General features: G+C 68.6%; 17 protein-coding genes. 7 read left to right on the top strand and 10 right to left on the bottom strand.

The features are described from left to right. The first annotated feature begins 93 nt into the window (after nt 1-93). Complete coding sequence (locus tag AB0E24_RS26085) at nt 94-834, top strand: GntR family transcriptional regulator (protein WP_069868026.1); 741 nt, start codon at nt 94-96, stop codon at nt 832-834. A gap of 28 nt (nt 835-862) precedes the next feature. Here the strand turns inward: AB0E24_RS26085 and AB0E24_RS26080 are convergent, their stop codons facing one another. After that, on the bottom strand, nt 863-1,633 hold the full coding sequence (locus AB0E24_RS26080; RefSeq protein ID WP_069868027.1) for a GntR family transcriptional regulator: 771 nt from the start codon (nt 1,631-1,633) through the stop codon (nt 863-865). Between the two features lie 432 nt (nt 1,634-2,065). Here AB0E24_RS26080 and AB0E24_RS26075 point away from each other — a divergent pair, with 432 nt between their 5' ends. Together AB0E24_RS26075 and AB0E24_RS26070 are read left to right on the top strand one after the other, a co-directional pair. Then, nucleotides 2,066-4,138, top strand: coding sequence for an alkaline phosphatase family protein (locus AB0E24_RS26075; protein ID WP_359380434.1), 2,073 nt, complete (start codon nt 2,066-2,068; stop codon nt 4,136-4,138). 291 nt (nt 4,139-4,429) lie between these two features. Further along, nucleotides 4,430-4,966 (top strand): hypothetical protein, encoded by a 537-nt coding sequence (locus AB0E24_RS26070; RefSeq protein WP_359380431.1) that lies wholly within the window; start codon nt 4,430-4,432, stop codon nt 4,964-4,966. Nucleotides 4,967-5,019: 53 nt separating this feature from the next. On the opposite strand, the gene AB0E24_RS26065 is transcribed toward AB0E24_RS26070, so the two are convergent. From AB0E24_RS26065 to AB0E24_RS26055, 3 genes are all read right to left on the bottom strand, one after another. Beyond that, entirely contained in the window at nt 5,020-7,074 is a 2,055-nt protein-coding gene (locus tag AB0E24_RS26065; protein WP_359380430.1) for a phosphocholine-specific phospholipase C, read from the bottom strand. Nucleotides 7,075-7,244: 170 nt separating this feature from the next. After that, on the bottom strand, nt 7,245-9,536 hold the full coding sequence (locus AB0E24_RS26060) for a hypothetical protein (RefSeq protein WP_359380427.1): 2,292 nt from the start codon (nt 9,534-9,536) through the stop codon (nt 7,245-7,247). 227 nt (nt 9,537-9,763) lie between these two features. Next, entirely contained in the window at nt 9,764-10,846 is a 1,083-nt protein-coding gene (locus AB0E24_RS26055) for a LacI family DNA-binding transcriptional regulator (protein WP_250849124.1), read from the bottom strand. Nucleotides 10,847-10,973: 127 nt separating this feature from the next. On the opposite strand from AB0E24_RS26055, the gene AB0E24_RS26050 reads away from it, so the two are divergent. From AB0E24_RS26050 to AB0E24_RS26035, 4 genes are all read left to right on the top strand, one after another. Beyond that, entirely contained in the window at nt 10,974-12,959 is a 1,986-nt protein-coding gene (locus tag AB0E24_RS26050; RefSeq protein WP_251771499.1) for a glycogen debranching N-terminal domain-containing protein, read from the top strand. Between the two features lie 90 nt (nt 12,960-13,049). After that, entirely contained in the window at nt 13,050-14,369 is a 1,320-nt protein-coding gene (locus AB0E24_RS26045) for an ABC transporter substrate-binding protein (protein ID WP_359380423.1), read from the top strand. Nucleotides 14,370-14,452: 83 nt separating this feature from the next. Then, nucleotides 14,453-15,475, top strand: a complete 1,023-nt coding sequence (locus AB0E24_RS26040; RefSeq protein WP_099017305.1) for a carbohydrate ABC transporter permease — start codon at nt 14,453-14,455, stop codon at nt 15,473-15,475. Continuing rightward, nucleotides 15,472-16,344 (top strand): carbohydrate ABC transporter permease, encoded by an 873-nt coding sequence (locus AB0E24_RS26035; protein WP_069868034.1) that lies wholly within the window; start codon nt 15,472-15,474, stop codon nt 16,342-16,344. The genes AB0E24_RS26040 and AB0E24_RS26035 overlap by 4 nt, the downstream gene beginning before the upstream one ends. Before the next feature lie 74 nt (nt 16,345-16,418). Here AB0E24_RS26035 and AB0E24_RS26030 read toward each other — a convergent pair whose 3' ends face one another. The 6 genes from AB0E24_RS26030 to AB0E24_RS26005 form a co-directional block, all read right to left on the bottom strand. Beyond that, complete coding sequence (locus tag AB0E24_RS26030; RefSeq protein ID WP_347236255.1) at nt 16,419-17,552, bottom strand: GDSL-type esterase/lipase family protein; 1,134 nt, start codon at nt 17,550-17,552, stop codon at nt 16,419-16,421. A gap of 90 nt (nt 17,553-17,642) precedes the next feature. Continuing rightward, nucleotides 17,643-18,713: a glycoside hydrolase family 43 protein gene (locus AB0E24_RS26025; RefSeq protein WP_359380419.1), complete on the bottom strand. Its 1,071-nt coding sequence runs from the start codon at nt 18,711-18,713 to the stop codon at nt 17,643-17,645. Between the two features lie 507 nt (nt 18,714-19,220). Then, nucleotides 19,221-20,672, bottom strand: coding sequence for an amidase (locus AB0E24_RS26020; protein ID WP_359380417.1), 1,452 nt, complete (start codon nt 20,670-20,672; stop codon nt 19,221-19,223). Between the two features lie 224 nt (nt 20,673-20,896). Next, nucleotides 20,897-21,223 carry an NIPSNAP family protein gene (locus tag AB0E24_RS26015; protein WP_359380415.1) on the bottom strand — a complete coding sequence of 109 codons (327 nt, stop codon included), beginning with the start codon at nt 21,221-21,223 and terminating at the stop codon, nt 20,897-20,899. A gap of 106 nt (nt 21,224-21,329) precedes the next feature. Next, the gene (locus AB0E24_RS26010) at nt 21,330-22,061 is read right to left on the bottom strand and encodes an SDR family NAD(P)-dependent oxidoreductase (RefSeq protein WP_359380413.1); all 732 of its coding nucleotides are present in this window, start codon (nt 22,059-22,061) and stop codon (nt 21,330-21,332) included. A 56-nt stretch (nt 22,062-22,117) separates the two neighbouring features. Continuing rightward, nucleotides 22,118-23,059 (bottom strand): alpha/beta hydrolase, encoded by a 942-nt coding sequence (locus AB0E24_RS26005; RefSeq protein WP_359380411.1) that lies wholly within the window; start codon nt 23,057-23,059, stop codon nt 22,118-22,120. Nucleotides 23,060-23,085: the final 26 nt, after the last annotated feature.

Here is a 23,085-nt window from a genome sequence, read left to right as displayed (position 1 = left end):
CTGTTTCCCTGCATAATTGCGGACGGTGCCATCACCTCCAGGTCTCGATTAGGCTGTCCATGCTGTGCACACTCGTCGACTCAGAGGGGAAGCATGCCGGCGCGACACGAGGAGATCGCCGATGCACTGCGGCAGGCGATCGACCGCGAGGAGTACACCGTCGGCAGCCTGCTGCCCCCCGAGACGGAACTCGCCACCCACTACGGCGTCTCGCGCGGCACGGTCCGCCAGGCCATCGCGACCCTCACGGCCGAGGGCCTGATCGGCTCCCGCCAGGGCGCCCGCCGCGTGGTGCTGACCAGCCGCCGCAGCCAGACCTTCGCCGAACTGCGCAGCTTCGCCCAGTGGGCGCGTGCGATGGGCCGGGAAGCGACGGGCCGGGTGGTGGCACAGGAACACCGCCCGGCGACCAAGGAGGACTCCGTACGCCTCCAACTACCCGTCGGGACACCGGTGTTGCACGTTCTGCGGGTCCGCGGCCTGGATGGCGAGCCGGTCCTCGTGGAGCGGACCGTGTACGCCGACTGGATCTCCCCCGCCGTGGCGGCGATCGAGCCCGACTGCCCGTCGGTCACCCAGCGCCTCTACGACGACACGGACTTGGTCTTCGCCTACGGCGAGCACGTCATCGACGCGGTCGCGGCGGGCGCCCAGGACGCCGAACTGCTCGGTATCCGCCGCACGAGCCCGTTGCTACGGGTCCGCAGGGTCACGACCACCCGCGAAGGGCGACCGGTGGAGTGGTCGGACGACCGCTACCGCTCGGACGCCGTGAGCTTCAGCGTGCACAACTCGATCGGGAACAACGCGCTGGCCCGCAAAACGGCGGACTGACGAGCTCGTGCGGGGTCGAGGCCAGGAATCAGTCCGACCGGCGGTGGCGGCGGGCAAGGGCGGAGGTCGCGATCGAGTTGTGCACGGTGAAGGCGACGGTGCCCGGGAGGTAGCGGTCCTCGGACCATTCCACCGGTGTCCCGGCCGGATCGGTGGAGCGGCGGCGTTCGCGCAGCAGCGCGTCCCCGGCCTCGCAGCCGAGCAGTCGCGCGTCGTCGGCGTCCGCCACCACCAGATCGATGGTGTGGTCAGCGTCGGCGAAGACCACACCGTGTTCCTGGAGCGGCTCGGTGTGCGAGACCGCGTCGGGCGGGATCCGTGCCACCAGCTCACCCACCCACAGTGGATAGAGTGACCGCTCCACCATGACCGGCCGGCCCGACAGGGTGCGCACCCGCAGGACGAGGACCACCTCCGCGCCGGGCTCCAGCCGCAGCTGCTCGCGTTCCCGGGCGTCGGCCGGGCGCCTCTCGACCCGCTCCACCCGCCCGCCGGGCTCCTCGCCGAGGGATCGCGCCCAATGGGTGAAGCTCACCAGTTCGGCGAAGCTCTGCACCCGGGCGGTGCCCAGCACGACGCGGCGAGTGCCGCGCCGGGAGGTGACCAGGCCGTCGGCGCGCAGCGCCCCCAGCGCCTGGCGGATGGTGCCGCGGGAGACTCCGTACCGCTCGGCCAGCGCGCTCTCGGCCGGGAGCCGGCCGCCCGACCCGTATTCGCCGGCCGCGATCGCCTCACGCAGGTCGGCCGCGACCCTGCGGTACAGGGTGCCCTTCGGCGGCTCCGCACGCCCGTCCTGCAACGTTCCTCCCTGGTCGGCTCGACACCGCGGCGTACCCCCGGTCCCGCTGGACCCTATCCGCTTCGTGTCAGCTGGTCACCGCCGTCCGGCTCACTGTCCGAAGTCGCGACCCTGATGTGTCGACGGTCCGACTGACCGGCCCGCGCCGCCCATCGGATGGGGCGAAGTCTTCGGCTCTCTTCCGGTTGTCCGTCATCTGCGGTTCACAGAACAGTCTCGGTCGGGCCGCTTACTTGGGTCGAAGTTGTACAGCCAACATTGGCGTGAAGGACACACGCCACCACGTACACCGGAAATCGACAACCTCGCAGCCGACGCTCCGCTGATCACCACTCGGCCGGTGTGCATACAGAGTTGGTGACACCTCGCTCCCACGAGAGAGCTGAGCGCGGCACTCGTTTCCGAGCATCCATGCCCATGTAAGGAGATTCCGTGGTTCGCAATCCGAATATCCCCAAGCCCGAGTCCGAGCCCGGCGACAGACCCGAGACGACGACCGGCGCCACCCGCCGTCGCTTCCTCCAGGGCGCGGGGGTCGCCGCCGGGACGCTGGTGCTCGGCGGGACCGCCGGGGCGAGCGGCGCCTACGCCGCCTCGAACCCCCGGTACATCTTGCCAAAGGGCTTCCAGGGCGACATGTCCGACCTGAGGCATGTCGTGATCCTGATGCAGGAGAACCGGTCCCTCGACCACTACTTCGGCACGTTCCCCGGTGTACGCGGCTTCAACGACAAGCAGGCGCTCCGGTTCCAGGACGGCACCACCGTCTTCCAGCAGAAGGACCGCAACGGCAACATCGTCACCCCGAAGGCCGATGACGGCACCTGGGGCAACAACCACGAAGCCTGGGGCGACGTCGACCATCGCAAGTGGGATCTGTGGGTTCAGCACAACGGCGCCAGCTGCATGAACTACCACAGTGACGCCTACATGGGCTTCTACCATGCGATCGCCGCCCAGTACACCATCGCGGACCAGAACTTCTGCTCCGAGTTCGGGCCGACCGACCCCAACCGGAAGTACCTGTGGAGCGGCACCGCCAACAGCGAGACGGGCAACACCGACGAGTCCAACTACTCCCGTCCCTGGACCACGGTGGCCGAGCAGCTCCAGCAGGTCGGCATCGACTGGCGGCTCTACTCCGACAACAGCGGCAACGGGCGACAGGGTTACATCAGCACCTGGGTCGGTGACTACGGCGACAACGAGCTGAAGTACTTCAAGGGGTTCGACCCGCAGGGGCTGAGTGCCGACGACCCGAAGCTGCGGCCCGGCACCGGCCTGATCTGGCGCGGCAACGCCACGTACTACTCCGGCAAGACCTCACCGAATGACGACTCCGACGCGAACCTCGACGCGGTCCTCAAGAACCTCCATGACGCCTGCCGGCCGGGCGCGGAACACCCGCTGCCGGCCGTCTCCTGGATCGTGGCGCCCTACGGCTGGTCCGAGCACCCGAGCGCGGACACGCTGCACGGCGAGCGCTACGTCAAGAAGACGCTCGACATCCTCCAGAGCAACCCCGACATCTGGAATCACACCCTCTTCATCCTCAACTACGACGAGAACGACGGGAAGTTCGACCACGTGCTGCCGCCCTGGCCCGAGGCGGGCACGGCGGGCGAGTACACCGGCGACTATCCGCTCGGCTTCGGTCCGCGGGTGCCGATGCTGCTGGTCTCGCCGTGGACCCGCGGCGGGTACGTCGCCTCGGAGGTCTTCGACCACACCTCGACGATCAAGTTCCTCGAGATCTGGGCGGCCCACCTCGGCAAGCCGTTCCGCTGCCCCAACATCAGCGACTGGCGGCGCTCGATCGCAGGTGACCTGACCAGCGCACTCGACTTCGCCCACCCGCAACCGGGGCCGGCCGCCCTCCCGGACCCGCGCGCCGAGCGGCCGGTGTCGATCGCCGCCGACCATATGAAGGCGCGCCCGCTGAGCTTCCACCCGCACGCGACGATCTCGGAGGACCGCGCGTCGGGCACGGTCACCGCCAGGATGACCCTGACCGGCGGCCCGAAGGACAAGGCCCTGAGCTTCCAGGTCTTCCCCGACAAGTACAAGGCGTTCTCCAGCACGCCGTTCACCGTCGCCGCGCGCAAGCCCCGCGACTACACCTGGGACGCCAACGCCACCGACGGCAAGTACGCGTTCTCGATCTACTCCAACGACGGCTTCGTGCGCTCCTTCGCCGGCCAGGTCGCGCCCGCCGGAAAGACGGACGGTGCCCTCCCGCGGGTCGAGGTCGCCCTGCTGAGGGGCGAGGGCATCACACAAGAGGCCCAGGTGAAGCTCACATTGCACAACGACGGCACCGAGCCGGTGGACTACACCCTCACCGCCCATGACTACCTCGGCCGTACCCGGAACGTCACCGTGGCCCCCGGCCGGACGAAGGTCGTCATGTGGCCCACCCAGCAGGGCTACTACGACGTGGTCATCACGGTGAACACCGACACCACCTGGACCCAGCGCTACGCGGGGCGGATCGCCACCATCTGAGAGGACCCCGCACTCGGCCGACCCACCACCGCCTCCAGCGTCGAATCCGGCCTCGGCCGGTGTCCGGTGTGGCGAACGTGCGGTGGACCCGGCTGAGAACACGTACGGCCACCGCGTGATCCTCGGGGGTTGTGTGAACTCCTGAAGATCATGCGGTGGCCGCGGGCCATACGGGATGGGCGGTTGGGGGTGGAAGCATGTGATCGGCTCGGCTGAAGGCTGCTGATGGTCTTCGCTCGCTGTCGGGCCGATCGTCTGCTTCCGTCTTCGGGTCTTCTGCCGCTGGCTGTCTTGACCCTGCTCACCGCCGTTGCCGCCGCCGGCCTGGCCACCACGTCGGGAACCATGCGACTGATCGGTTTCGGAGCGCTCGCAGGTGCCGCCGCCCCGCCCATCGTGGCCAGCATCCGGCCCTTGTGGGCGCGGACGGTATCCCAGGATCTGGTGCACAGCGCCTACGCTCTGGAGGCGGTCCTCACTGAAGTGTCCAAGATCTGCGGACCGCTCCTCGCGGCTGCGGCTGCCGCGCACTCCCCGCGCCTGGGTGTGATCACCGCCGGGGAACTCCTGGTGACCGGCACCTGCCTGGTGGGGTTCCATCCGCCGACGACCGATCGCCCCTCCACGATGTGGATAGTCGCGGCGGAAGAACTCGGGATCGCTGCCGGGACAGTCGGCGCAGGGGCCCTGACCCAGCACATGGGTGCGTGGCCGGCTCTCTTGAGTGCGGCGGTCGGCGGTGGACTCGGTGCTCTTGTCATCGCCACGCGCAAGACATGCCTGGCCTCCAGCGGCAAGCCCCCGGCGGCTGCACCGGAGACGCCATGACGTAAACCGGATCTGGGTCGGGCCCCGGCGGCGGCTCTGGTCGCGGGGAGGGGTCAGGTGGTGGTGGTTGCGGGGTCGCTGGTGCTGGCCGTGCCGGTCTCGACGTGCCCGGCGAACCGTCGCACGAACGCGCTGTCGGTGTTGGAGGTGACGGTGACGTCGTACCAGTGGTGACCGGCGGGCACGCCCCAGGCGGGGACCGTCCGGGAGGCGCCGGGCTGCACGGTGTAGGAGTAGTGGTCGTCGGGCGCGTACGCGTCGGTGGCGGTGAAGGTGACGGAGGCGCTTCCGGCGTTGGTGAACGTCAGCGTGACCTGCCCGGCGGCGTTGTCGTGGCGGGCGGTGACCTCGGGGCCGACGGCGGTGTTGGTGCCGGCCTGGCGGCGCAGGAACCCGTTGGGGCCATGGACGGAGAAGTCGTAGCGGCTGCCGGGCAGCGCCCAACTGTCGGTCAGGCTCTTGCCGCCCTCGACCGTGTACGGCCAGGGACCGTCGCTGCGGGTGGCCGACGTGACATGGAATGCCGCCCCCGCCGCACCGAGGCTGGTGAAGGTGAACTGCATCCTGCCGCCCACCGCCTTGGTGTCCACGACCAGGTCGTACGGCAGCGGCCGGGCGTTGCGCAGCCCGCTCTCCTGCCTGGGCAGCGTGCCGGTGGCCGGCGGCGCGGGCACGTAGTCGCCGGGGTTGTCGTGGTTCGGCGGGATGTAACCGGTGGTGTCGGGCAGGGCGGGCACGCCGGCATCGCTGCCGGAGAAGTCGAACGCGGAGGTGAGGTCGCCGCACACCGCTCGGCGCCACGCGGACACGTTGGGGTTGTGAACGCCGAAGCGCTTCTCGATGAACTGCACGATGGAGGTGTGGTCGAACGTCTGCGAGCACACCCACCCTCCGGTGCTCCACGGGGAGATGACGAGCATCGGCACGCGCGGACCGAGCCCGTACGGTCCCGCGCCGTAGCCGGAGGACCCGGCGAACAGGTCCTGCGTCACATCGGCGGTCGACAACCCCCGGGCCGCGGAGGCGGGCGGGAACGGCGGGGTCACATGGTCGAAGAACCCGTCGTTCTCGTCGTAGGTCACCAGCAGCGCCGTACGGCTCCACACCTGCGGGTTGGAGGTCAGCGCGTCCAGAACCCGCGAGATGTACCAGGCACCGTAGTTCGCCGGCCAGTTCGGATGCTCGGAGAACGCCTCGGGGGCGGCGATCCAGGAGACCTGCGGCAGCGTGCCGGCCGCGACGTCGGCGCGCAGCCGGTCGAAGAAGCCGTCGCCGGCGGCCGCGTTCGTGCCGGTGCGGGCCTTGTCGTACAGGGCGTCGCCGGGCTTGGCGTTGCGGTAGTTGTGGAAGTACAGCAGCGAGTTGTCTCCGTAGTTCCCGATGAACGGATCGCTGGTCCACCCCCAGTGGCCGGCGGCGTCCAGCCCGGTGCCGATGTCCTGGTAGACCTTCCAGGACACACCGGACTGCTGAAGGATCTCCGGGAAGGTGGTCCACGCGTAGCCGGCCTCCTCGTTGCCGAGTACCGGCCCGCCGCCTCTGCCGTCGTTCCCGGTGTAACCGGTGTACATGTAGTAACGGTTGGGGTCGGTGGAACTCAGCATCGAGCAGTGGTAGGCGTCGCACACCGTGAACGCGTCCGCCAACGCGTAGTGGTACGGGATGTCCTCACGGGTCAGATACGCCATCGTGGTCGTCGACTTCGCCGGGATCCACCGGTCGTACGCGCCGCCGTTCCACGCCGCGTGCGTGCCGGACCAACTGTGGTCGAGGTCCTGGATGAACTTCAGACCCAGGTCGTCCGCGTCCGGGCGGAACGGCAGCGTCTCACGCCCCGACGTCGCCGCCTGGTGGAAAACGGTCTTCCCCGACGGCAGCACGAGCGGGCGCGGATCACCAAAACCCCGCACCCCGCGGAGCGTCCCGAAGTAGTGGTCGAACGACCGGTTCTCCTGCATCAACACCACGACATGCTGAACATCGGCGAGCGTGCCGCTCCCGGCGGCAGGCGGAATCGACGCGGCCCGCGCAATCCCGGCGGACAGACTGGACGCCGCGGCTGTACCCGCGGCAAGTTGCAGAAACCTACGGCGACTGACGTCGGTCACAAGCACTCCTGGAGATCCGGTGGGGGCTCAGAGTCAGGGACTGCTGCCGGGCAAGTGCCCGGGGTGACGTGGAACGTGGTGACCACATTCTCGAACGGTGGGGCTCCCGGCCCGATGTCCGGGGCGCCGGGCCGGGAGCCTGTCCGAGGGTACGGGCCGACCGGGCTGGATCAGAAGTGCCAGCAGGCCCAACTGTGGGGATCGTCGGCGTCGGCGGCGCGGGAGAAGACGCTCGCCGCGTACGGGTAGCCGTAGGTGCAGGCGTCGTCCATGCTCATGGAGACGTGGTTGCCGTCGGGGGCGACACAGTGCCAGTCACTGGCGGTGGTGCCGTCGAGGCTGACGCCGCCGGTGTTTCCGACCGACTTGCAGTATCCGTCGAGGTCGAGACCGCCGGAGCTCTGGAAGGCGGGGGGCTTGGTGAGGGTGACGGTGGTGGAGGTGGTGCCGGCCGGGAGGGTGACCGTCCCGGCGGCCGAGTTCACGGTGCCCGCGGTGGCGGAGGCGATGTTCCCGACGAAGCCGGGGACCTGGAAGGACACCCCACCGGCGGGCGTGTCGCCGTTCAGGGTCAGCTTCACCGCGGAGCCGGTGCTGGTGATGGTGGCACCCATGCGGTGGCCACCGGCGATCGGGACGTTGGTGGCACTGGTCGTGGCGCCGGAGCGCAGCCATTCGGTGGGCAGGCCGCGGCCGACGATGACCTGCCCGTCGGACTTCTCGGCGACGAGGGAGTCGAGCAACACCTTGGAGGCATTGGCCTGACCCCACATATGAGGGCTGGAACCGGTGCCGGCGGTGGCGTGCGTGCCGGGTGACCAGTTGGTGGACCCGGCGGTGGGGATGCCCTCCCACCAGGAGAACGGCGCGCTCTGCGAGTTCGTGATCATGAACTGGTAGTCGTACACGCCTTCGGCGCGGTAGTCGGCGGAAGCGAGCCCGGCCTCCCCGTACCCGGCGTTGTAGCCCGTGCTGAAGCCGGTGTAGCCGCCGTAGGTGTGCGGGGGCAGCCCGGAGAGCTTGGCGAATCCGTTCTTGTAGGTGGAGTCGAGCATGGTGGTCATCGGGCCGCTCTGCTGGGCGCCGAAGAGGTAGCCGTCCCAGTTCCAGCGGCCGAACAGGAACAACGCGGCCCAGTTGGCGTTGTTCTTCTGCCCGCAGGCATTGCCGTCGTTGGGCGCGTTCACGGCGCAGGGGATGTAGTCGAGGTGGTTGGCGTCGATGGTCTTGGTCAGCGCCGTGTTCACCGCGGACAGCAGGGACTTGTGGGTCCGCTGCGCCCAGTTCGCCTCGGAGGTCTTGCCGAGCTTGGCCGCGATGTAGTGGTAGGCGGTCAGGCCCATGAGGGCCTCGGCGTTGTCGACGGTCCAGTAGCCGTCGCTGTCGATGTCGTAGGTGGCCTTCATGACGCCGCCGGGCCCGGTCCGGTCGGTCTGGATCCGGTGGGCCTCGGTCTGGATGCGGTTGAAGTTGCTCTGCACGAAGGCGGTGTCGCCGGTCTTCTCCAGGTAGACGGCCCAGGGCCAGGGGAAGGTCCAGTGCCCGTCGTCGTAGTCGACCGGAGAGTTGCTCGGGTCGAACTCGGTGAGCTGGGTCTTGGCGTCGGAGAGGTCGCCCTGGGTGAAACGGTTGACGAGCATGCCGACGAGGTCGTGGTTCCAGACCTGGTCGTAGCCGTTCTCCCCGACATGGAGCGCGGTGCCGTCCTTGACGATCTCGCCGTAGATCATGCCCGCCTTGTAGGCGTTGACCAGCCGGGGGTCCGGCAGGTCGAGCTGGGCGATCTCCCCGAGCCGGCCGTCCCAGTGGTTGGTCATGTGCGCGTAGTGGGAGTCGTACGAGCCGGCCGCGGCCAGGCTGCTGTCGGAGGGCCACGGGTACGAAGCCCCGAAGCGGTCGACCGCGATGACGTAGTCGTGCGAGACCGACTCACCCGGCTGCACCGTGTTGCCCACGTCGTTCAGCGGGATCAGGCCGGATGAGGGCGCCGGGTCCTCGGTGTGGGCCACCGTGTCATGGTTGTCCACGGTGACGCGGGAGTAGACGGCGACATAGTCGTTGCCACCGGCCGTCACCTTGTCTCCGAAGTTGGTGATGGTGACGGTGGTGTTGTCGCGCTGAAAGCGCGTCACCAGCGCCGGGTAGTAGCCCTCGGCATTCGACCACTGGAGAGACGCGGGGTTGTTGTAGATCCCGAATCCGGCGGTCGTGTTCTTCCCGGCGCGGATGTCGAAACTGCCGTCCCGATGGGCGATGGCGGCGTCTTTGTCTCCGTCCCAGCCGATGACCGCGCTGTCGACCTGGTTCGTGCCGGCACGGGCCGGAGCGGCCTGGAGGGTCTGGACACCGGCGGCGAAGCCGACGAGGGCGAGTCCGATGACCGCGCTGAGGAGGCGTCGGCGCAGGGTTCTGAGGCGGGGAGGTCCGTCGGCCGGCACCGGCGACGGTGTGATGCGGCTCATGGCGATTCCTGGGGGCGTCGGTCGCCAGGATCAGAGGCGACAGGGTCTGATCGTGCTCTGCGGTGGCCATAGAGGCCGGGCGCCGCGGTCAGTGAGAGCCCACAGTTTTTGAGCGCTCAAACGCGGCGCCCCTAAGGAACCAACCGATGCCGGACCTGTCAAGAGTTCGCGCACCGATTGCTCTGGGGTGCCCGGCATCGGCCGGGTTGTCGGTGGGACGGGCGGGGCTACCGCCGCGGGCTCGCGGGCCGGGCGCTGGAGGACCGGATGACCAGCTGGGGTTCCAGGAGCTTGCGTCCGGGTCCCACCTTGTCAGTGCCGAGCAGGGCCGCGACGACCTGCCGGGCGACCAGCTCGATGGGCTGCCGGATGCTGCTGAGCTCCAGGGCGGCCGCCGTGGGCGTGTCGTCGAAACCGACGACAGCGAGGTCGCGTCCCACCTCGAGCCCCCATCGCTGAGCCGCCTGCATGGCACCCACGGCCAGCGTGTCGGTGGCCGTGACGATGGCGGTGGGGGGCTCGGAGTGTTCGAGCAGTCTGAAGGTGACCTGGATGGCCGCCTGGACCGAGTCCTCGCTCCGCACGTCCAGGACTCCACAGGTCGAGGCGAGACGGTGGCTTTCGACGGCTTGGTGCCAGCCACGTGCCCGGCGGTCGCCGATGGTGCGACCGGACGGCCAGCCGAGGAACGCGATGCGGCGATGACCGCGATTGACCAGGTGGTCCACGGCGAGGCGAGTGCCCAGGACATTGTCCACGTCGACCCAGGGATAGGTGTCGGCGCCGGTATCCGTCCGCCCGAACGCGACGAACGGAACCCCCATGTCGAGCAGCGCCTTCGGGCGTTGGTCGTCGGCCGTCAGGTCGTACAGGACGAATGCGTCGGCAGCTCCTCCGCGGTGGAGCCTGCCGACGCTGTCGATCTCCGCGGACTCGTCCTCGGCCGCGAACAGCAACAGGTGGTGGTCGGCCGCCCGGCCGGCCTCGGCCAGAGCATGCAGAAACCTGTCGTGCATCGAGGTGAGGGCTCCGGGAGTCAGCGGGCGGATCCGGCAGCCGATCATGTGTGAGGCGCTGCGCGCCAGAGCCTGCGCCTGGCGATTGGGCTGGTAGCCGAGCCGGGAGATGAACTCCACGACGCGCTCGCGGGTGGCGGGGCGCACCCGCTCGGGCGCGTGCAGGACATTGGACACGGTTTGTCTGGACACTCCGGCCGCCTGTGCCACGTCCTGGAGAGTGGGAGCGCCTCCACCCACTGGCTCGTGGTGTCCCGGCTCCGCCATGTACGCCTCCAGTTCCTTCTGCTGCACCCGCAGTGCATTGTCCCTGAACTCGGTCCCTGGTCGGCGGTCGTCCGGTCTGCTACGGTTCGCTTCCTCGCGATTTGCGCGCTCAAATTTTACCGCAACTCCACCCGTCCGAGTTCACGGAGGCGATGTGAGCCACTTCCGCCAGAGCTCTCTGCACGAACTGGTCACGTTGCTCTGGGCACCCTCCGTGTGCCTGAGTTCCGGCGACGGCCAGATACGTGCGCAGGGGCTCGACGGCTTCTACACCAATGATTACCGGGTGCTCTCCGGCCTGGAGGTGGAGGTGGCCGACGCTGTGGTCGAGCCGGTCGGATGCCGGCTTCAGGGCCCTGCGAGTGCCGTGTTCACCTCCCGTGTACGCCTGGACGGTGACGAGGGCGCCGATCCATCGGTGGTGATGCACCGCTACCGGTCGGTGGGCCAGGACGGGCTGGAGGAACGACTGGAGCTGGTCAATTACGGTGCCGCCCCCGTGCGGGCGACCGTGCGGGCGCGTGCCCGAACCGATCTGGCACCGGTCCATGTCGTGCGCGGCGGCCGGCAGGCGCCTCACGTGGATCCTCGGCCCGTGGCCGGAGGCGCGTGCTGGGCCGGAGCGGTACAGGAGGTTCTGCTGACCGCGGAACCGGTTCCGGCGCGGATGACGTCCGAGGACGCGGACGTGGTGCTGTCGTTCACCGTCGACCTGGCGCCGGAGCAACCGGCCGGGGTCACCTTGCGGGCGATCGCCCGGAACAACGATCCGGAGACGGCCCAGCGTACGTTCCTGTCCGTCGCTCCGCGGAATCCGCCCGTACTCCCCCACCGGACCACCGGGGCGGAGGAGCCGCGCGACCCCCAGCGCCGCAAACTGCTCCAGGCGAGTGTGCGGGATCTTCAGCGCATGCTGCTGGCCGATCCCCTGGAGCCCGCGGACTCCTTCCTCGCCGCCGGCAGCCCCTGGTACTTCACCCTCTTCGGCCGCGACGCGTTGTGGTCGGCCTCCCTGCTCCTGCCCGGTGCCCGGCGGTTGGCCCTCGGAACACTGCGTACCTTGCAGCGGCGCCAGGGGGAACGTCACGACGCCGTGGCGGAGGAGGAGCCGGGCAAGATTCTGCACGAAGTCCGCCGGGAGACTCTGCGCCTGAACGACATGGTCATCCCTCCCCTTTACTTCGGCACGATCGACGCCACCATGTTGTGGGTCCGCCTCCTGCACAGCACCTGGCAGGCAGGCGTGGACGAGGCCGAGATCGAGGCGCTTCTCCCGAGCCTGCTCGCGGCGCTGGAGTGGATCACGGCCCACGGCGACAGCGACGCGGACGGTTTCATCGAGTACCGGTCCTCCACCCGGGGCGGCCTGGCCAATCAGGGCTGGAAGGACACCCCGGACGCCGTGCGCTGGGCGGACGGGCGACGCGTGGCATCCCCGCTGGCGCTGTGCGAGGTGCAGGGCTACGCGTATGCGGCCGCCACCCAGGGCGCCACCCTCCTCGACGCCTTCGGCCTGCCCGGAGCCGACCGCTGGCGGGACTGGGCAGCCCGGCTTCAACAGCGGTTCCGCGCCACCTTCTGGATCGACGACGCCACCGGCGTCTATCCCGCCATAGCCCTGGACGCGGACAAACGGCCGGTGGACGGAGCGGCCTCGAACATGGCGCATCTGCTCGGCACCGGCCTGCTCAACTCCCGTGAGGCGGACCTGGTGGCGCGTCGCCTGTCGCGCCCCGACCTCGACTGCGGCTATGGACTGCGCACCCTGTCCTCGACCAGCAGGGCCTTCAACCCGCACAGCTACCACTGCGGCAGCGTCTGGCCACACGACACGGCCATCGCGGTGCTCGGGCTGGCCGCCGAGGGTCACCACGCCGTCGCGCATTCGCTGGCGGAAGGCGTCGTCACCGCCGCCGAAGAGTTCGCTTTCCGCCTTCCGGAACTGTACGCGGGCACCTCCGCCCATGATGGTGAGCCCGTTCTCGCCTACCCCAACGCCTGCCGTCCGCAAGCATGGGCCTCGGCCGGGGCCGTGGCGATGATCGACTACCTCGAAAGCCATGACTCCACGAGCGCGGGCACCGAATCCGGCGATCGCCCGGGCCTCCTGACGGCCGTTCCCGAGCCTCGACACACCTGACCGGGACTCCCCCTCCCGGCTCTGCGACGCCCCCCTCGCGAGCCGCACCCGCTTCCCCGCCCGTACCCTCCCTCACCGCAAGGAGCCCGCATGAGCCGCATCCGCACCACCTGGCGCACATCGAGAACCGCCGGCCTGGCGGCCCTGGCAGCCACCGGTGCCCTGATCCTGGCCGGCTGCTCCGGCAGCGATGCGAAGGACGGGACGTCCGCGTCAGGCGGTGGCACCGATCGTGGCCCCATCACCTTCGCGGTCGGCAAGGACACCTCCGGCGCCTTGCAGAAGCAGGTGGACGCCTGGAACGCCGCCCACCCGTCGGAGAAGGTCACGCTGAACGAACTCCCGGCCGCCGCCGACGCCCAACTACAGCAGCTCCAGCAGAACGCCCAGGTCAAGTCGAGCGCGTTCTCCGTGCTGGGGCTGGACGTGACGTGGACCTCCGCATTCGCGGCCAACCGGTGGATCGACCCGATACCCGCCTCGACCAGCACCAGCGGCCTGCTCCCGGCCGCCGTCGAATCGGCCAAGTACCGCGGCACCCTCTACAGCGTGCCGTGGCAGACCAACGGCGGCCTCCTCTTCTACCGGAGCGATCTGCTCACCGCCGCGGGAATCAAGTCGCCACCGACCACCTGGCGCGAGATGCAGGCCGACTGCGCCAAGATAAAGGCACAGCCGCAGGCCAAGAAGGCCGCCTGCTACGCGGGGCAGTTCGACAAGTACGAGGGCCTGGTCGTCAACTTCTCCGAAGCCGTGCAGTCCTCCGGCGGGCATGTCTTCGACGCCAACGGCAAGCCGACGGTCGACACCCCCCAGGCGAAGACCGCACTCACCTGGATGGCGGACGCCTTCAAGGACGGCACCATCCCGCACGAGGACCTCACCTATCAGGAAGAGAACGGACGACAGGCGTTTCAGTCCGGAAAAGTGATCTTCATGCGCAACTGGCCCTATGTGTGGGACCTGGCCAACAAGACCGACGGCTCCTCCAAGGTCACCGGCAAGTTCGACGTCGCACCCCTGCCCGGCCTCGACAGCACCGGCTCCTCGACCCTGGGCGGCTACAACCTCGCCGTCTCCTCGTTCACCAAGCACAAGACGACCGCCCGCGACTTCATCACCTACCTGACGAGCGACAGGTCCGAACGCGCCAACCTGCTCGCCGCGTCCACCGCTCCCACCCGAACCGCCCTGTACCAGGACCCCGCCCTCCAGAAGAAGTTCCCCTACCTGGCCGGCCTCAAGAAGTCGCTGGACACCGCGGTCGCACGTCCCCAGGCCGTTCGTTATGGCGATGTGTCCGCGGCGATCCAGGACGCCGTCTACCCTGTGCTCTCCGGCCGGACCGATCCCGCCACCGCGCTGGCCTCGCTACAGGACAAGCTGACGCAGCTCACTTCTCAGCCGTGAACGGACGGGCCGGGCGCGTCTCCTCCCCTCGCGTCCGGCCCGTCGTCTCCTCCCGACTGATCGCACGGAAGACCGAGCCTTTCATGACCACTTCCGCACCCGCCGCAGCTCCACCGCACGCAAAGCCCGCACCGAAAAACCGAATCCGCCGCGCCCATCGCGGCGAAGGCCGCCTCGCCGCCCTCCTGCTCTCGCCCACACTTCTCGTCCTGGCCCTGGTCATCGGCTACCCGCTGGTGTCCGCGCTGCGCGGGTCCCTCTACCAGCGAGGAGAGGGACTGGACGCGAACGGCTTCGTCATCAGCGGCGAGCACTTCGTCGGCCTGCGCAACTACACCGACGCCTTCACCGGGGCCAACGGCTCCCGCTTCTGGAACGCCTTCGGCAACACCACGTTCTTCACGGTCACCAGCGTGGTTCTGGAAACCGTCATCGGCCTGGCCATGGCCCTGATCATGCATCACGCGCTGCGCGGCCGTGCCCTTCTGCGCGCCAGCATCCTCGTGCCCTGGGCGGTTCCCACCGCCGTATCCGGCCTGCTCTGGCGATGGGTCTTCGACGCCAACGGCATCGCCAACAACCTTCTGGGGCAGCAGATCCTGTGGTCCGCGGACGGCTGGCCGGCCAAGTGTGCCGTCGTCATCGCCGACACCTGGAAGACCGCCCCCTTCATCGGCCTGCTCACCCTCGCCGGCCTCCAGCTCATTCCCGCCGAACTCCACGAGGCCGCCCGGGTGGACGGCGCGAATGCCTGGATTCGGTTTCGAAAGATCACACTGCCTCTGATCAAGCCGGCCCTCCTCGTCGCCGTGCTGTTCCGCCTTCTCGATGTCCTGCGCATGTTCGACCTGCCCTACCTGCTGGTGGGAAACCAGAAGTACTCCGTGCAGACGCTGTCGGTGCTCGCCTTCAACGAAGCCAACAACCTGCACTACGGGCCTGCCGCGGCCTACGCCACGCTGCTGTTCGTGTACGTCGTCATCGTCGCGTACGCCTTCGTCAAGATTCTCGGCGCAGATCTCCTCGCCGGAGCGCGGACCAGGACTCCGGCACGTCGGCGCCGGTCGGCAACGCGCCCGCTCGCAGGAAGGGGAACTCCCGCATGACCACCCACGCCACGGACCGGCCCAGCAGGAGAGCGGGTGCCAAGGGCCCGGGTGCCGCGGCCGTCCTCCGCTACTTCGGCATAGCCGTCATCGTCGTCTACTGTCTGGCACCGTTCTTCTGGATGGTGGTCTCCGCGTTCCGCCGGCCCTCCGACCAGTTCCAGCTCTCCGCCCTGCCCAGGCCCTGGTCCACCGCGAACTTCCGCGCGGTGTTCAAACCCGAGGTCGGATTCGGACGGGCTCTGCTCAACAGCCTCGTGGTGGCGGGCATCACCACGGTCATCACGCTGGTGATCGGTACCGTTGCCGCCTACGCGCTGGCGCGGTTGGAGTTCCGCTTCAAGAACCTGGTCGCGGCCGTCATCATCGCGATATCCATGTTCCCGCCGATCTCCATCGTCGTGCCGCTGCTGAAGCTGTTCACCGACATCAAATGGATCAACACCTATCAGGCCATGATCGTGCCGAGCCTGTCGTTCGCCCTTCCGCTGGCCGTCTGGTACCTGACGTCGTTCTTCCGCCAGCTCCCCGCCGAACTGGAACAAGCGGCGATGATCGACGGATGCACCCGGGGACAAGCCTTCCGCAAGGTCATCCTCCCGCTCGCGGCACCCGGTGTGTTCACGACCGCGATCATCACGTTCATCGCGGCCTGGAACGACTTCATCATCGCGCTTTCCATGGTCAACAAGAAGGACATGCAAACGGCCACCGTCGCCATCTCCCGCTTCACCGGGGCCTACGGCTTCGACCAGCCCTACGGAACTCAGATGGCGGCCGGTGTCGTGGTCACCGTCCCCCTCGTCCTCGCGGTTCTGGCGTTCCAGCGACGCATCGTCTCCGGCCTGACCGCGGGAGGACTCAAATAGGGAGCGGAGCAAGCGGCCGCGGAGGCGTCCTCCCGGCGGGCCGCCGATGGCGTCGGCGGCCCGCCGGGGAGTCGCTAGATCCAGGGAGTGGGTGCGCCGAGGGTGGCGAAGTCGATCGCATCGATCTCGGCGTAACACGTGCCCTTGGCGAAGCGCAGGGTGTTGGCGCCCTGCCGGAGGTGGACGTCGACGCCGGTCATCGACCACTCCTCCCAGCCGTAGGAGGGGTAGGCGACGGTGACGGCGGGGGCGTCGTCGACGGTGAGCAGATGGGTGCAGGTGGAGCCCATGCCGTTTCCGGCACGTACGTACATGCGGTAGGCCCCGGTGTAGGGGGCGGTGATGACGTACTGGAGGTAGCTGTCGGCGTTGTCGATATGGCCGGCCTTCACACCACCTGACGCGGTGGGGCTGGACAACAGGTCTGCGTCGTGCACGGACGCGTAGGCGGAGTTCTCCGCCTCCCAGCGGGTGACCGGCGAGGAGACCAGCGCGGAGTACCAGCGCGCGGCCATCTTGGAGTAGCCACCGGCCGTCGGGTGCACCCCGTCGGCCAGATCGGCGGTGGTGAGCGCGGAGTGCATGGCCACGAAGTGCACATGCCGACCCTGCGCGGCAAGCGCGGAGACCACGCCGGGGACGGCCGCGTTGTACTGTGCCGCGCGGCTTTCGAGGACCGGGTCGGCGAGCGGGACCAGGTCGGAGACCAGCACATCGGCGGTGGGAGCCGCGTCGGTGATGTGCGTGAGCAGCGTGGACAGCCGGGCCGGGGCGCCGGCCGGGTCGTGGTTCTGAACCATGTCGTTGGTGCCGATGTGCAGCAGGACCGTGCGCGGTGACGTGGCGCGCACCCAGTCGGCGGCGTGTGCGTCGATCTCGTCGATCCGCCAGCCCGGATGGCCCTCGTGGTCGTGGTCGCCCAGACGCGCGGGGCCGTTGGACTGCGAGCCGACGAAGTCGTCGGTGTGACCGTCGGCGACCAGGTACTGCCACAGGTCCGAGCGGTAGCCGCCGGGCACGTTGAACCCGTCGGTGATCGAGTCGCCCAGCGGCATGATGCGCACGCCTGCGTCGGACTCACCGCCGGAGGACGTGCCGAGGCGGACCCGCTGGTCGGGGCCGGCGGGCGCGGCGTACGCCTGTCCGGCGCCGAGGAGCAGCGTCACGGCCAGCAGACAGAGGGCGGCCAGGACGGCGCCCGGGGACATGTGGTGGCGACTTCGCAAAAGCGGTGGCATGGGACCTGGCATGGTCGTGTCCCTCCATGGGGGTCGGGGATGGGGCCGGGCCAGGCACGCCTACTCGAAGAACTTCAGGCTCCAACCGGTGTTGCTGGTGTCGCCGGGGACATTGGCCCGGGTGTACGTGGTGTTGCCCCACCAGCAGAAGCTGCCGGTGAACCAGTAGCGGGCGGACCAGGAGTACGGGGTCCCCTTCGGGACCGCCGTGAACATCAGCGGGAAGGTCGGGCCGGCCGGCGGGCTGGTGTCGATGTCACCGTTGAGCAGCACGAAGCTGTGGCTGCCGGACCCGTCGACGTAGAGGGTGGGGTCCCACCCCTTCATCATCGTGGCCGCGTGCGACCCGAACAGGCAGCCGTTCGACTTGTACCAGTCCCATACGTACATCGGGTCACCGCCGGCCCGCAGCCGCAGGTCGGCCATGCAGTACTGGTCGCTCCAACTGCCATTGGCCGAGTACACGATGTGCAACTGGCCGTTGGGATCCTTGATCGCGTTCGGCGCCTCGTTGATGTACGGGTTGCCGACCACACGCTCCCAGCTCTCGCGCGGCTGCGAGATGATGTACCGCGCGCCGGTCGGCGTGGTCGGGCTGCTCATCCTGGTCAGGTAGAGGTTCTGCTCGACGTTGGTGTCGCCCGCCCAGCCGGACCAGACGAACCAGCGCTGGCCCTCGAAGGTGAACATGTTGCCGTCGATCGCCCACTTGTCGTCCGGGAGGGCCAGTTTCGTCTCGTTCCCGTACCCGCTGCTGGCGGTGGCGGAGCTGATCACGTACATCCGGTGGGCCGCGCCGGCGCCGGCGGTGAAGTAGATGTAGTACCGGCCGCCGTCCACGACGATCTCCGGTGCCCACACCTCGCCGCGACCGCTGGGGTTCGTCCATACCTTCCGGGCGGTGGCCGCGCCGAGCGCGCTCGGGGAGGACGCCTCCCGGACGGCGATGCCGCCGCCGGAGGTCTCCGCCGAGATGTACGTACCGCCGACCCGGATCACGCTCGGGTCGGCGTTGTGGATGGTGGTCTGGGATGCCTGGGCGGGCGCGGGGCTCAGCAGCGACAGCACGGCGGCCAGGGCACCGCACACGCTGACGGCGAGGAGGCTGTGGAGACGTCTCAGTCGCTTCATGATCGCGCTCCAAGGTCGTCCGTACGGAAGTCGGATCCACCGCTTCCGCACATCGGTCAACAGGGTGATTGCTCCATCGGGCCGCTGTTCGTAGCTATTTGAGCGCTCAAAATAACCTGTCGTGTACAGAACCAACCGCATGGCGCTCTGTCAAGGGTTCGCGCAGTCATCGGCCCGGGCGCAGTCCGGGCCGAGCGTGCCCTTCACCGGCTCCGCTCGCCCGTCCCCGTGTGGCCGGACACCGACGGGCTGAAGGCGCGGGCGACCGCGCGGCTCAAGCCTGCCGTCGGTGAAAAGGTATTGCTCTCCCGAAGCCGCGGCGAAGCGAAAAGCAGCCCTCTGTAATCAGAGTGACGCTCTGTCAGGGAGGGTGAGGCGGGGCCCGGGGACTTCGCCGCCCCTCAGGACGGCGAAGTCGGCGTGGGCCTGCTCGACGGCTTCGGGGTACGCCTCGCGCTCGGCGACGTCATCCGCACCTCATCCTCGACGGACACCCGGTAGTACGCCCTACCTCGGTTCCTGGAAGCCGCCGATCTTCTGCTCGAGCAGTTCGGCCAGCCGCAACGGGGTGCGGTCCTCGAACATCGGGCCGATGAGCTGCACCCCCATCGGCAGGCCATCGGAGGTCCGGCCCGCTGGTATGGCGGTGGCGGGCAGGCCGGGCATGGTGGCCAGACCAGCCCAGACGAGCTGGTCGAAGTACGGGTACTCGACGCCGTCGATGTCGATCCGGCGTTCCAGCGGATTGGGGTTGTGGTCGTGCGGGAACGCGGGAGTCGGTGTGATCGGACACACCACGGCATCGAACTCGGCGAAGAGCCGCCGCCAGCCGTGGCGGTGGAGCTCGCGATGGTTGTTGGCCTCGATCCAGTCGCGGTGGCTGAACACCATCCCGCGCAGCCGCGCCGCGTCGAGACTCTGGTCGTCTGCGCTCAGTCCGGCGGCGCGGGTCCGCAGCTGCTCGTAGGCGTCGACGGGAAAACGTGCGACAGAGCCCGAGAACTGCAACTGCGTGTAAATCACGGCGGCTTCGGTCAGATCGGGCAGCAGCGGAGTGTGCCGTTCGACGCGGGCGCCGCCGTCGGCAAGCGCGTCGGCCACCCGGTTCACGCCCGCCCGCACAGCGGACCCGGTCGGAATGAGCGGATGCTCGTCGACGACCAGGACCCGGAAGTCGCCGAGCCGCTCGTGGCGCGCGGGCGGCAGCGTCACATCGTGCGCCTTGCCGAGCGTCAGCGGGTCCGGTCCGGCCATGACGTCGAGCAGGAGCGTGAGGTCGCGGGCAGTGCGCGCCATCGGACCGACGACGGCGAGGTCGAGGTCGACCGGCAATGGCGGTGCCGGCGGCGCGACCATGCCGCGGGTTGCCGCCAGTCCGAGTGTCGGCTTGTGCGCATAGATACCGCAGAAATGCGCGGGGGTGCGCAGCGAACCGGCGAGGTCGGAGCCGATGGACAGCGCACAGAATCCGGACGCCAGGGCCGCCGCTGATCCGCCGGAGGATCCGCCCGACGTGCGACCGTGATCCCACGGATTGTTGGTGGTGCCGTAGATCTCGTTGAAGCTCTGGATATCTTGCAGCCCCAAGGGCACATTGGTCTTACCCAGCACCACCGCGCCCGCGGCCTTGAGCCGCGACACCTGTACCGCGTCCTCGGCCGGCACATAGTCCCGGTATTGCGGCATGCCCCAGGTCGTGGGCAGCCCAGCCATGTTGTAGGACTCCTTGACCGTCACCGGAATACCGAGCAGCGGCCGGACCTCGCCGCGGGCGCGCGCCTGGTCGGCATCGCGCGCGGCGGCCCGCGCACGGTCGAAGTCCGGCACACAGATCGCGTTGATCACCTTGTCGTCGCGCTCGATACGGGCAATCGCCTCATCGGTCAGTTCCGCCGAGGTCACTTCACCGGCACGCAACGCGGCCGCCAATTCTTCGGCCGTCTGAAAACTCCACTCCATGAATCCGACGCTACCGGCCTCTGAAGCAGGTCACGAAATACCACTTCGCGCAACGGGATAGACGTCACCCAGGCCAACGATTGCCGCGCACCGTGATTCTCATAAATGACCGTGGAGCGGGGCCCCGCAATTCGTCACCGCCCACCCCCGCGATCGCCTGGGCGATCATCGAGGCAGGGGCGACAGTCGGCCTGCCGATCGCCGCTGACCGGCAGGCCGCGGCCTCAGCTCGCCTGCGGCGGGAAACCCGTGACTCCCACCAACGGGACACTCTGCGTACTGACGACGAACGAGTCGCCCTTGGTGCGTTCGGCCAGGTTCTTCTTCCAGCGCGGATCCTCGTGGAAACCACGCCAGTTCGCGTCGATGTCGCCGGTTCCGCGATGTTCGACGACCCAGTAGAGAAAGCGCTCGTCGGCTGTCGACCACAGTCCGACGATCCGCATTCCGTACTCGGGCATCAACGGGGCGGCGAGCTCCCTCAACGTGTCCTCGAGGGATGGCATCTTCCCGGTCGCGGCTTCGTAGACGCGAAGCTCATACACGGTCATGCTCGGGCCGCCTCGAACGTGTCTCCGTGTGATCCCACGTTGTCGACGACCTGGCTGCCCATGTTGCCCGTAGGGGCGGTGATGACAATCAAGAGAAATCTCCTGGTCAGATGAAGGCGGAGCCGCCGTCCACGACGAGGGTCTGGCCCGACATGAAGGCGCTTTCGTCGGAGAGCAGGAACTTCATCACACCGACGAGGTCCTGGGGGGTCTGCTCGCGCGGCAGGCACCGGCTCGCGATCTGCCGCTCGGTGAACACCTGCGGGAAGCTCTCCGCGTGGTTGAGCACGCCATCGCTCGCGGTGAGCCCGGGAGCCACGCAGTTCACCCGTATCCCATCCTCACCGAGCTCCCGAGCCAGGGAGCGGGTGAGGGCGACAATCGCCCCCTTCGACGCGACGTAGTGCGCCCACAGCGGGATTCCCTTATAGATGGTGCCCGAACCGATGGTCACGATGGAGCCGGCCCCCTCGCGGCGCATGACCGGTGCGACGGCGCGAACCATCTCGAAGGTGCCCCGCACATTGACCGAGAGAACCCGATCGAACTCCGCGGACGGAATGTCCTCGAACCGTTGGGGTCGCAGGCTCGTGAACATGGCCGCGTTCGTGATCAGGCCGTCCACAGTGCGCTGTCGCGCAAGCACCTCACCGATGAAGCGGTTCACCGAGTCGGTGTCGGTCACGTCGCAGACGCCGCCGAGGGCCTCCCCTCCCGCGCGGTGGATCGCTTCGACGGTCGAGTCCGTCGGTAGTACGTCCGCGACGGCGACGAAGGCTCCGTCGGCCGCCAGGGAGGTTGCCAGCACGGCACCGATTCCCTGGGCGCCGCCGGTCACCACGACTGTGCGCCCGGTGAATCGACTCATGTTCCACTCCTTGCTCCATGTGAAGGTCACACCATGTACTTGGTAAACCAGTCGAGCATCGGCTCCGGCCGCCGCTGGAATTCGAGGTAGCCGTCCCACCGCGCCGTTGTGCCCTCGATCCAGTGCAGGGTCTTCTCCCACACCGGGATGTTGTCGAACATCGCCTGTACATCGCTCGGATGCGTCAGCACATCGTCGCGCACCTGGTAGAGGTACGTCGGCACGCTGACATGACCGGCCCACTCCCGAACGTTCCGGGCCGCGAACCCGATGCCGGTGCGTTGGACGATGCGCTGCTCGAAGTCGTCGATGCGGTCGCCCAGTCCGATGGCTTCAAGGCGTCGCTCGACGATGACCCGCGCGGTCACCGGCTGAGGGGCGACCAGGCAGCGCACCGGCTCGAACACCTCCGGGAACTGCTTCATCGCGGCGAACGTGGAGCCGGCACCCAGGCACCGGCTGAAGAGGCCGATCGTCATGTCTCGCAGGTCCGGATGGCTGCGCGCGTAGGCCACCGAGCCGGCCACGTCGCGGGCCTCGAAGATCCCGCTCGAGGTGATGCCCCCGTTCGCGGCACCGCTGAGGCCATGGTTGCGAAGGTCGTAGGCGAGGACGTTGTACCCGGCCCCGTGCAGGATCACGTAGTCGGGTACGAAATCAACCTCGAACCCGTTGCCGCTGGCCGCCCACTCCGAGTGCCACGGTTCCAGGTGGGTGGGCATGCCGGACCGTGTGAACCCCATGGGGTGGTTCGCGATCACGAGCTTGTTCGACCCGGGCGCCGGGATGAACCAGCCCTCCAGCGGAACCCCGTCCCGGGAGGGAAAGCTGACGTCCTCGTGAGCGAGTCCGTATTCAGCGGGCGAGTGCAGGAGCGGGGACCGCCGCTGATGGCTGAAGCCATCGGCGAATCGCCCCAGCACGGCGTCGATCTGCTCCTCGGTCCACGTCCGGTGTCCTTCGGCCATGATCTGTCCTTCCCCGCCCCGGTCTG

It is taken from the genome of Streptomyces malaysiensis subsp. malaysiensis (genome assembly GCF_040653035.1).
Taxonomy (GTDB): domain Bacteria; phylum Actinomycetota; class Actinomycetes; order Streptomycetales; family Streptomycetaceae; genus Streptomyces; species Streptomyces malaysiensis.
The sequence above is the reverse complement of the archived record's forward strand: the minus strand, read 5'-3'. Positions and strand labels throughout refer to the sequence as shown.